10 protein-coding genes, 2 tRNA genes and 2 pseudogenes are annotated in these 9,974 nt (G+C 63.7%); 2 read left to right on the top strand and 12 right to left on the bottom strand.

Translation table 11 applies throughout. The features are described from left to right. Nucleotides 1–29: 29 nt before the first annotated feature. From ftsY to FLM9_RS02520, 4 genes are read right to left on the bottom strand one after another with little or no spacing between them, the layout of a single operon-like run. The gene (ftsY, locus tag FLM9_RS02505) at nt 30–1,583 is read right to left on the bottom strand and encodes a signal recognition particle-docking protein FtsY (protein ID WP_074457106.1); all 1,554 of its coding nucleotides are present in this window, start codon (nt 1,581–1,583) and stop codon (nt 30–32) included. A gap of 5 nt (nt 1,584–1,588) precedes the next feature. Continuing rightward, the gene (gene nusB, locus FLM9_RS02510) at nt 1,589–2,230 is read right to left on the bottom strand and encodes a transcription antitermination factor NusB (protein ID WP_074457107.1); all 642 of its coding nucleotides are present in this window, start codon (nt 2,228–2,230) and stop codon (nt 1,589–1,591) included. A gap of 4 nt (nt 2,231–2,234) precedes the next feature. Next, nucleotides 2,235–2,972 carry a DUF502 domain-containing protein gene (locus FLM9_RS02515; RefSeq protein ID WP_438801324.1) on the bottom strand — a complete coding sequence of 246 codons (738 nt, stop codon included), beginning with the start codon at nt 2,970–2,972 and terminating at the stop codon, nt 2,235–2,237. A 41-nt stretch (nt 2,973–3,013) separates the two neighbouring features. Further along, entirely contained in the window at nt 3,014–3,751 is a 738-nt protein-coding gene (locus tag FLM9_RS02520; protein ID WP_074457109.1) for a hypothetical protein, read from the bottom strand. Between the two features lie 301 nt (nt 3,752–4,052). On the opposite strand from FLM9_RS02520, the pseudogene FLM9_RS02530 reads away from it, so the two are divergent. Further along, nucleotides 4,053–5,162: pseudogene (locus tag FLM9_RS02530) on the top strand (cation:proton antiporter domain-containing protein); the annotation flags it as partial. Between the two features lie 22 nt (nt 5,163–5,184). Here the strand turns inward: FLM9_RS02530 and gltX are convergent. From gltX to FLM9_RS02565, 7 genes are all read right to left on the bottom strand, one after another. Next, complete coding sequence (gene gltX / locus FLM9_RS02535) at nt 5,185–6,642, bottom strand: glutamate--tRNA ligase (protein ID WP_074457112.1); 1,458 nt, start codon at nt 6,640–6,642, stop codon at nt 5,185–5,187. Between the two features lie 9 nt (nt 6,643–6,651). Next, nucleotides 6,652–6,725 (bottom strand) — tRNA-Asp (locus FLM9_RS02540). Nucleotides 6,726–6,776: 51 nt separating this feature from the next. Then, nucleotides 6,777–7,283, bottom strand: a complete 507-nt coding sequence (locus FLM9_RS02545) for an NADPH-dependent FMN reductase (RefSeq protein WP_074457113.1) — start codon at nt 7,281–7,283, stop codon at nt 6,777–6,779. A 4-nt stretch (nt 7,284–7,287) separates the two neighbouring features. Beyond that, a complete protein-coding gene (locus FLM9_RS02550; protein WP_025782279.1) occupies nt 7,288–7,470 on the bottom strand; it encodes a hypothetical protein in 183 nt (60 codons plus the stop codon). Nucleotides 7,471–7,524: 54 nt separating this feature from the next. Beyond that, nucleotides 7,525–7,597, bottom strand: a tRNA-Trp gene (locus tag FLM9_RS02555). Nucleotides 7,598–7,621: 24 nt separating this feature from the next. Then, entirely contained in the window at nt 7,622–8,086 is a 465-nt protein-coding gene (gene rplS / locus FLM9_RS02560) for a 50S ribosomal protein L19 (protein WP_074457114.1), read from the bottom strand. Nucleotides 8,087–8,120: 34 nt separating this feature from the next. After that, entirely contained in the window at nt 8,121–8,447 is a 327-nt protein-coding gene (locus FLM9_RS02565) for a hypothetical protein (RefSeq protein WP_074457115.1), read from the bottom strand. Between the two features lie 65 nt (nt 8,448–8,512). On the opposite strand from FLM9_RS02565, the gene map reads away from it, so the two are divergent. Next, nucleotides 8,513–9,343, top strand: coding sequence for a type I methionyl aminopeptidase (map, locus tag FLM9_RS02570; RefSeq protein WP_074457116.1), 831 nt, complete (start codon nt 8,513–8,515; stop codon nt 9,341–9,343). On the opposite strand, the pseudogene FLM9_RS08095 reads toward map, so the two are convergent. Continuing rightward, nucleotides 9,327–9,974, bottom strand: a pseudogene (locus FLM9_RS08095) (bifunctional sterol desaturase/short chain dehydrogenase); the annotation flags it as partial. The gene map and the pseudogene FLM9_RS08095 overlap by 17 nt on opposite strands.

The following is a 9,974-nucleotide window of genomic DNA, read 5'->3' on the forward strand; positions in this document are numbered from 1 at the left end:
CCCCCCCTATGGGCTGGTCCTGTTGCTGCTCAGCGGGGGCTGGCCATCAGGGCCTCAACGAACTCGAATCCGTTGAAGGGGCGCAGATCACGGAGACCTTCTCCGGCGCCGATAAAGCGGATGGGGAGATTGGCCTCACTGGCCACGGCCAGAGCCACGCCCCCTTTGGCACTGCCGTCCAGCTTGGTCATCACCACGCCCGTAAGCTGGGCAGCCTGGGCGAAGGCCAAGGCCTGACGCAAGCCGTTTTGCCCCTGGCTGGCATCCAGCACCAGCAGGGACTCCACCACCGCGTCGGGAGCTTTGCGGTCAATGATGGTGCGAATCTTGGCCAACTCCTCCATCAAGTTGTGTTTGGTCTGCAGGCGGCCCGCAGTATCCACCAGCAACAACTCCACCTGCTTGGCCTGGGCCGCGCCAATGGCGTCAAACACCACGGCAGCCGGGTCAGCGTTGGCGGAAGGATTGGCGATCACCTCCACCTGGCTGCGCTCCGCCCAGATGCTCACCTGTTCCACCGCCGCGGCGCGGAACGTGTCTGCCGCCGCCACCATGCAGCGATAGCCACTGCGCACCGCCAGGTTGGCCAGCTTGCCCAAGGTGGTGGTCTTGCCCACGCCGTTGACCCCCACCAGCAGCCAAACGTTGAGCCGCTCCCGCTGCGGAGCCAACAGGTCGCAACCCGTGGCGCGAATGGGCCGCTCAAGCTGCTGCCGCAGTTGATCTTTCAGCAGGCGGAGACCTTCATCGGGGGGCACCACCTCCTCGTTGACGCGGCGGCGCAGGGCTTCCAGCACGGCATCGGTGGCCTCGACGCCCACGTCGGCCTGGAGCAACACCGCCTCCAGGTCGTCCACGATCTCAGGGGTGAGGGGGTCGTCTCCCAGGCTGTTCAGCAGTTGCGTGACCAAGCCGCGACGGGTTTTCTCCATGCCCTGCCGCAGGCGTCCCAGCCAGTGGATTTCCTCCAGGGACACCTCCTCCACCTGCCGACCCTGGGCAGCCAGCACCTCGGCCGACCAGGTGAACTCCTCGTCAAAGCTGCCCAAACCGGGCTCGGGCGCCGTCTCCACGCCATCGTTCTGCCGAGGAGGCTCTGCAGCGATGGCCTGTGCGTCAAGCGCCATTTGCCGTTGCTCTCGTTCAGCGGCTGCCCTGGCCAGCAGACCCATACCTGCTGCCGGGGGTGGGGTGGGGGTCTGCTCAGGGGATGTTGCCTTGCCTTCCGGGGTAGAGGATGGTGGCGAGGACAGCGCTTCAGCCACCGGTGTGGCAGGTGGCGCTGCCGTGGCCCGTTGCGCAGCAGCAGCCTTGGCTGTCTGTTCAGCCTTCAGGCGCCTGTAGGCTGCCTTGGCCCAATCCAGGGTGTCCTGTGCTGATGCCACGGGCGCAACCCCGGCTTGTGGAGCGACAACCTCCGCGGGTCCAGGCGTGGGTTGGGTCTGCTCAGACACCGGACCGGCCGGCGCAGCCTCTGGAGACTCCACATCTTGAGGCTTGACCTCCGAAGACTCCACCTCCGGAGACTGGGCCTCCTCGGCAGGCTTCTTCACCTGACGGCGTCTAAACCAGTCAAACACCATTGGCCTCAGGCTCCGGCGGGGGACAACTGCGCTGCCGTGAAGCGGCGCAGGATGCCGTTGATGCGCCGCCGTCCTTCCGTATCGCTGTAGGTGCTGGCAAGGGCAACGGCCTCGTTGCACACCACCGCCACGGGGGTATCCAACACCATCAACTCCGCAGCAGCCAACCGCAGAATGTTGCGGTCCACCTGGGGAAGCCGGGCCAGACGCCAGCCTTCCATCACGTCGTCCAACTGCTGATCCAACGTAGTGCGGTGCTCCCTCACGGCTGCAGCCAGCCTCAGGCAATGGCTTCGCACTTGCTCCTGTTCAGCCGCCAGCAGCAACCGCGGCAGATCCAGCACGGCAGAGAGTCGGTTGATCACCTGCTCCGCCTTTTCCAACCCCATCCGCAGGTTGTCCCGTGCTTTGGCCAACTCACGGGACCCCAGTTCACTCTCCAAAGCATGTTGCTGTGACCTGTGCAGATCCTGGGCGGAGCGCTCCAAAGCGTCTCGCATGTGGCCATGGAGGGCGGCAAGGGCGGCAAGCAGCAGGTCTTCCAGCGTCAACGCATGGTCAGTTGCAGGGGCAGTTGTCTTGTCGCTGATCTGCCCCAGGATGAGAAGGGCCAACTCCCGAGCCAGGGAACGGCTTGATTGGGCCATGACGTCAGGCCCCGCCTGAGGGGGAATAGGAGATCACGGGCTGCCCCTGGGGGTCCTTGTCCTCGGGAGAGGCGGAGGGCTTCTGGTCGGGACTGAGAATACCGGCGGAGATGATGGTCCGGAAGGCCATGTCCACGGGGATATCCAGAGTCTTCACGTCCTTCTCGGCCACCAGTGCGTACCAGCCGGTGGTGGGATTGGGGGACGTGGGGATGAAGATGTTGATCATGGGTTCGGGGAAGAGGGGCTGTAGAGACTGACCCACCGGACCCGTCACAAAGGCCATGGCAAAGGTGCCTTGCCTGGGGTACTCCACCAGCACCACCCGCCGAAACCGATTGGAGTTGTCCCCCAGCAGGGTCTCCAAAAGCTGCTTGAGGGTCTTGTAGACCGTTCCAGCGAGGGGGATCCGAATGAGGGTGTCTTCTCCAAACGCCACCAGGGGCCGCACCACGGCGATGCGGGCCATCAGGCCAATGAGCAGGATGGCCAGCAGCGGCACCAGCAACCCCACCATCAAGTTGATGAAGCTCAGCAGCAAGGGGTTCTGGGTTTGCAGGGGATTGAACTGCTTGGGAACGGAGGTCAGGAACTCCACCGCCAGCCGCGCCACAATGGTGGACAACCACAGCGTTGTGGCCAGAGGGATCACCACCGCCAGGCCCGTCAACAGGTCGTTCTTGAGGTCGTTGCGCAAGCGGGCGAGGGGACCTGGGCCTATGTCTTTCCTGGACTCCGGCATCATCCTTTCGGGTCTTAAGTCGGCATGGAGGAAAGTAAAGTCTAATCCGTTGATTGGTTGTCTTTGGTCGGCGTTTTTTTGTTTTCTGCACCCGCCAAACCTGATAAGGCAACACCGGCAACGACGGCGGCGCCCACCCCCAGCACCGTCTCGGGCAACTGGCTGAACAACCGTGCCCCCCAGACTTCCCGCGTCTCTTGTTGGGCATGGCTCTCCTGCACGTGCTGCAGTTCGTTCAAGTCCTGGAGAACAACCTGCTCCAGGGCAGCCACGGCCTCCTCGGCGTCGGCATCCGGGGCAAGATCGGGAAGGCCGGCTTGCAAGTCCTCCAGACGCCCTGGCTCAGCCAGGGCATCCAGGAACGTAGGGGATTGGATCCGCTCCAATTCCTCCTGCAACTGCACAACTTCTTGCTCTATGGCAGCCTGCTGCTGGGCAAACGATTGCTGCAACTCCACCTCCCCCAGAATCGTGCTGCCCAGAAACAGAGCGGCCAACAGGACGGCCAACGCTGCGGTGAGTTGCCACGTCAGCCGCTGGGCCGTTGTCATGGCTTTGCTCGGCAAGGATCCGGTGTTGGCCTGGAGCCCCATGGCGGCAACCAGCAAGCCCAACAGGGCCATGGGTCCATGGTCGTGGACAGTGAACGCCAAGGTGCTCAGGAGCATCCCGGAATCTTCACCCTGGGGACTGCCCACCACAATGGCCAACAGCTTCAGAAGCAGCACCGTGGTGAGCGCTAGCCCGATCCATGGAAACCACAGAGTCCGCCAACGCATGCTTGAGTTGGGAGAGAAACGCAAGGGTTGGGAATTACATCCATCACCTGCACCAGCATACCTGCAGCAGTGCCTGGGCGACCATCTTCCCCCGCCCCGCTGGGCTTCCCTCCGGCAGGCCCAGCGCTCCGTGGCGGACCGTTGTGGAGAAGAGTGGCTGGGCTACTGGCAAAAGCCATAACCCAACCCACAATGAACCAAAAAGCCAGCTCGCTTCATGGTGGCCGCTCTCATTGCTCCTCCATTGGGTGCGTCCGAACAGTTGGCTTTGCTGTGGGCAGTGGCTGTTGCCGTGGGGGCCATGGCCCGGCTGGCGTCACGGCTCCTGGCCATCCCGGCCGTCGTATTGCTGCTGGCTGGTGGATTGCTGACGGGCCGCCAAGGCCTGGGCCTGATTGAACCCCTTGACCTGGGCTCCGGACTGGAAACAGCCGTGGAGTTGCTGGTGGCCCTAGTGCTGTTCGAGGGGGGCCTGGGATTGCGGGTGCCGGACTCCATTCTGGGACGCCGCCTGCGCAAGCTGGTGATCTTTGGCCTGCCGGCGACCTTGGCGGGGGGGCTGCTGATGGCCCACTACTGGGCCCAGTTGAGTTGGGAGCTGGCCGCTCTGTTTTCCGCTGTTGTTTCCGCCACGGGACCCACGGTGATCGCCCCGTTGGTGCGCCAGATGGGCCTGCAGCCTCCCCTGGCAAAACTCCTGGAAGGGGAGGGACTGTTGGTGGAGCCCATCGCCGCTGTGGGGGCCCTGGTGGTTTTGCAGTGGATTCTGGAGCCGTTCACCACCAGCTACGGGCTGCTGGCGGTGGATCTGCTGAGCCGCCTCGGCCTAGGTTCCCTCCTGGGGGCTCTGGCAGGTGGATTGCTGTCTCTCCTGCTGCTCCAACTCCCGGACGAGCCCATGGATTCCGTGCGATCACAGCTTTGTCTTGGCACCTTGATGCTGCTTTCCGTGGGCTGTGAGCAGTTGATCGGCCCGGCGGCAGGACTACCGGCCGCAGCCGTGGCGGGCTTTGTGGTGGGCTGCATTGTGGAATCCCGGTTGGGGGACCTGGAGACCCAACTCGGTCAACTGGCCCAGTTGGCCGTCACCCTCCTGTTCCCCCTCCTGGCCGCGGACGTGACCTGGAGCGACCTCAGCCCCCTGGGCTGGCGTGGCGCGACCTGTGTGTTGAGCCTAATGCTGGTGGTGCGTCCACTGGCCGTGATGCTGGGTAGCATTGGCTCCGGCCTCTCCTGGCGTCAGAAGATCTTCCTGGGCTGGATGGCGCCGCGGGGCATTGTCAGCGCCTCCACCGCCAGCCTGTTTGCCTTGCGGTTGGAGGAGGCGGGCATTCTGGGGGCGAGCCGGGTGCAGGGGCTGGTGTTTCTCACCATCCTGGTGACGGTGACGCTCAACGGCCTCGTAGCGCCGTTGCTGGCCCGCTGGCTGCACCTCACCCAAGAGCAGCCCGCAACCGTGGACCATCCTCCCCCATCCCGTGGAGCAGTTCCCAGGAGAGCAGCAAATCCGGACCTTGCAGGCATCCCAAAAGAGCCGCCCGAACTCCCTTCATCACCACCCCCTTCCTGACTCCTGCCGCCCGGGCCGCTGCCGTGAGCAGGGCCTTTGCTGCCGACAGCTCAAACGTCTGTGGTTGGTGCTGGAGGACGTAAACTAGGGCGGCTTGACAACCCTCAACCTGCAACTGGGCACGGCTGGCATCATCCAGTTCCGGCGTACCGAGAAACGGGCGGGCCTGTTCCACCCCGTCTTCCAGCACCACCAGGGACGGCCCCAGCAGGACCGACAACCGTTCCTGCCAGGCCCGAGGCTGGCTGGTGTCGAGCCCGGCCTGTTGCCAGCGGGGCAACAGGGCATCCCGCAGCGCGGCCCCGTCCATGTCATGGAGCACCTGGCCGTTCAGCCAGTTGAGCTTGTCCCAGTCAAAGCGGGCCCCGGCTTTGTTGACCCTGTCAAACCCGAACAGGGCGGCAGCATCCCCCAGGCCAAAGCGCTCTCCCAGCTCAACTGGTGGGGACCAGCCCAGGAGGCACATGTAGTTGCTGAGGGCGGCAGCAGTGTAGCCCAGGGCCTGAAAATCAGCAATGGAGGTGACCCCGTCCCGCTTGGAGAGCTTGCGACCCTCCTTGTTGAGGATGAGGGGGGTGTGGGCGAAGAAGGGCTGAGGAGCACCGATGGCATTGTAGAGGAGGATCTGCTTGGCTGTGTTGGCGATGTGGTCCTCTCCCCGGATCACGTGGGTGATGCCCATGGCCATGTCGTCCACCACCACAGCCAGGTTGTAGAGGGGTTCCCCAATCCGGTCGGCAGGGGCACGGCGGGCAATGACCATGTCACCTCCTAGGTCGGCCCCCTGCCAGCGCATGGGACCACGCACCATGTCCTGCCAGAGAATTTCCTGGGTGTCCTCAATGCGGAAACGCACCACGGCATGGCGCCCCTCTTTCTGGAACGCGGCCACCTGCCGGGGGGACAGGTGGCGGTGGCGATTGTCGTAGCGGGGCGCCTGCCGGGCCGCCTGTTGAGCCTCCCGCATGGCGTTCAACTCCGCCTCTGTGGCATAGCACCGATAGGCCCGACCACTGGCTAGGAGGGCGGCAATGGCCTCCTGATGCTCTCTGCTGCGCTGACTCTGGAACACGATCTCTTCATCCCAGTCCAGCCCCAGCCAACGCAGGCCCGCCAGAATGCTGTCCGTGAAGGCCTGTCGGGAACGCTCCCGGTCCGTGTCCTCAATGCGAAGCAGAAACCGGCCGCTGTGGCGTCGGGCAAACAGCCAGTTGAATACCGCTGTCCGGGCGGTACCCAGGTGGAGGTTTCCCGTGGGGCTGGGCGCAATGCGAACGCGAACAGACACTTGGGTGGTCGTGGGATGGATGGAACCACCCATTTTAAGCAACGGGACCGACGGGATTCGAACCCGCAACTTCCGCCGTGACAGGGCGGTGCTCTAACCGGTTGAACTACGGTCCCAGAAGGGGCTTCTCAGCTTAACATCCTGAATCGGAAGACACAATACCCAACTCAGCCCATCAAGCGTTGCATTTGGGCGACCATGGCGGCGATGGTGTCCGGGTTGGCCGGTTTCTGGCTGTGGCTGAGCAGCTCACGGCCCAGCACCATGCAACCCAGGTGGCTCAGTTGGATGCGCATGGCGGAGAGGATTTTCTGGCCACCGCCACCGGAATGGGTGGCCAGAGCAACGGGCTTGCCGTTGAACAGGTCGCGGAAGTCTTCCGCAGTGCGGGACAGCCAGGCAATGGCGCTGGTGAGGCTGGGGGGAATGCCTCCATTGTACTCCGGGGCACAGATCCACAGCCCACCGGCCGCCGCCAGGGCCTGGTGAAGCTGCTGGAAACCCGCCCCCGGCCCTTGGGCTTCTGCACGGGACGTGTAGAGATTTAACTCAAGGGCGGTGAGATCAAGGATGGTTGCGGGTAAACCCGCTTTTTGGCTGGCCGCCAGGACCTGCTCGGCCAACTGAACATTGCGGTTGTGGCTAGCCGCCAGGATCAGAAGGGGAGATGGCATGAATTCAGGGGCGGAAGCCCGCGGGCTCGATTAAGCGCACCTGGTTGCCCCGTGCCGTGAACTCGCGACCCTGGTCGCTTTGCACCACCACACGACCGCCGGATTTCACACGAATCACGCGGGCCCGAACCCAGCCCATGGCTGCGGATTCAAGCACTTTGACCAAATCACCAGGCTGAAGATCCATGGAAAAATTCTACTTAAAAATGAACCTCAAGGACGGGAAGGGAGAGGCATCAGACGCGCCGTGGAGGAATCGAACCCCCGACATCAGGTTTTGGAGACCTGCGTTCTACCAACTGAACTAACGGCGCACCATCCGATGCCTCCCACCCAGCTTAAATGTCTCGGTCAAACCGCTGCTTGACGCGGGTGGCCTTGCCCACACGGTTGCGCAGGTAAAACAGCTTGGCGCGCCGCACCTTGCCCCGGCGCCGCACCTTCACGGAGGCCGTCTGGGGTGAGTGGAGCATGAAGACCCGTTCAACGCCAATGCCTTGAAAAATGCGGCGCACCGTGATGGTTTCGTGGAGACCGCTGTGGCGCTTGGCGATCACCACACCCTCGTAGGGCTGAACCCGTTCCTTGCCCCCCTCGCTGATCTTTACCCCCACTCTCACGGTGTCGCCAACGAAAATGTCCGGCAGGTCACCGGCAGATTTGAGTTGTTGACGCTCAAATGCCTCAATCAGGGCCCCACCCTTCAGGACAGGCTGGGCCGGCTCGGCAGGGGCAGCACTGCTCTCCGTCTCTACTGACGGCTCATCCAGGGCATCGGGACTGATGGGGGGCGGTGCGCTCATGTCACCTCGGCTTCTCAATGAACGGTTATGAACCTTAGCCGATCGACTTCCTTTTTGTCCCCGTCACCCTGACTCCAAAGTGGTTCCAGGCCAAGACGCTCCCGGTGGCCAGCAGCCACAACACCCCCACCGCTAACGAGAGCACGTACAGGCTTTTACCGGGAGTTCCCAGCCACTCCCCCTCATGGAGCACCATCAGCCAGTGGACCTGGTCCCGCTCCAGACCCAGCCAGTCCTTGCCCAGGCGATAGGTCACACCCGTCAAGGCGCTGTTGAGCAGAGGGAGCAGCAGCAGCGGTCCAAGCCGGCGGTGCCAACGCCGCATCAGACCAACAATCTGCTGCCAACCCAATCCTTTCATGATTGCGGCAGACTCCCGTGCCCGTGCATTTGCCCTAGGTTAGGAGGACAGGCCCCGGCCCCATCGTGAACAAACTCTTTGCTGACCTCCTCATCAAAAGCGCAGGAACCGGCGGACCACGCATTCGCCAGAGCAGGCGGGGCATTGAGACCAAATCAGCCCGGGAACTGGCCAAGATGCGACAAGCCAGCCGGATCGTGGCCACGGTCTTGAAAGAAATCATGGCGCTGGCGGAGCCGGGGCAGACCACCGCCGCGTTGGATGCCCATGCGGAACGACGCATTCGGGACATGGGCGCCGTGCCCAGTTTCAAGGGTTACCAGGGCTTTCCCGCCTCCATCTGCGCCAGCATCAACAACGAAGTGGTCCACGGCATTCCCAGCCGTAAGCGGGTGATTCGGGACGGGGACCTGCTGAAGGTGGATGCCGGGGCGTGTTTTGAAGGCTTCCACGGGGATAGCTGCGTCACCATTGCGGTAGGTTCCACCAGTGATGCCGCCCAGCGACTGAGCCGCGTGGCCCAGGAAGCCCTGATGTGCGGTCTGGCCCAGGTGCGGGCCGGCAACACGCTGCTGGATATTGCCGGGGCCGTACAGGATCACGTGGAGGCCCATGGCTATGCCGTGGTGGAGGACTACACAGGCCATGGCATTGGCCGCAACCTTCACGAGGAGCCCTCCGTCTTCAACTACCGCACCAGCCAGTTGCCCAACGTGCGCTTGCGCCCGGGCATGACCCTGGCGGTGGAGCCCATTCTGAATGCAGGCGGCAAGATCTGTCGCACCTTGGGGGACGGCTGGACCGTGGTAACGGTGGATCACTCCCTCTCCGCCCAGTGGGAGCACACGGTGCTGGTCACCCGGGACGGCTGCGACATTCTCACGGATCGGGATTGACCACGGCTGCCGGGCCGGTGCAGAGCCGTCCATAGAGAGTACCCATCAAGCTGGCCAGGGGAGCCAGGAGGTAGGTGCAGGGATTGAAGCTCACAATGATGAGCCGCAGATCCCGGGCCGCCAAGTTCAGAATCCGCTCCGCCACAAAATCGGCGGACATGAGACCATAGGGGTTCAAGCTACTGCGGAACGGTCCCAACACCAGGCGCCGCACGGGGCAGGGTGCATCCAGGCTCTGGAGGGTGAGCAGGTTTCCCAGACTGCGCTTGCTCACTTCATAGACGGGGCTGAAGGCAGGCCCCACCTCCGCCTCGGAGGTGTTGACCCAGAGTTCACGGTGGACCCGCCGCTGGCGTGGGAGTTGACGGGTTTGGCGGAGGAACAGGTCAATCAAGGCCTGGGCACTCAAGAGATTGGCCTGCAAGGTTTCGGCAATAGCTGTGGCGTCACGGCGCCCCAGGGGATTGACGCCGTGGTTAATCACCAGGATGTCCACGTCCAGAAGCAGGGCTTCCAGGGCAGCGTCAATCTGCCCGTTCCACACCAGCCAGCGCTCGCCGGGACCACCGTCCTGGGGGGCCGGGCTCCGGCTGATGCCAACCACCGTGGCCCCTCGGCGTTGCAGCCCCTG

The sequence above is a fragment of the Candidatus Synechococcus spongiarum genome, from assembly GCF_900047545.1.
GTDB classification, from domain to species: Bacteria; Cyanobacteriota; Cyanobacteriia; order PCC-6307; family Cyanobiaceae; genus Synechococcus_B; species Synechococcus_B spongiarum_C.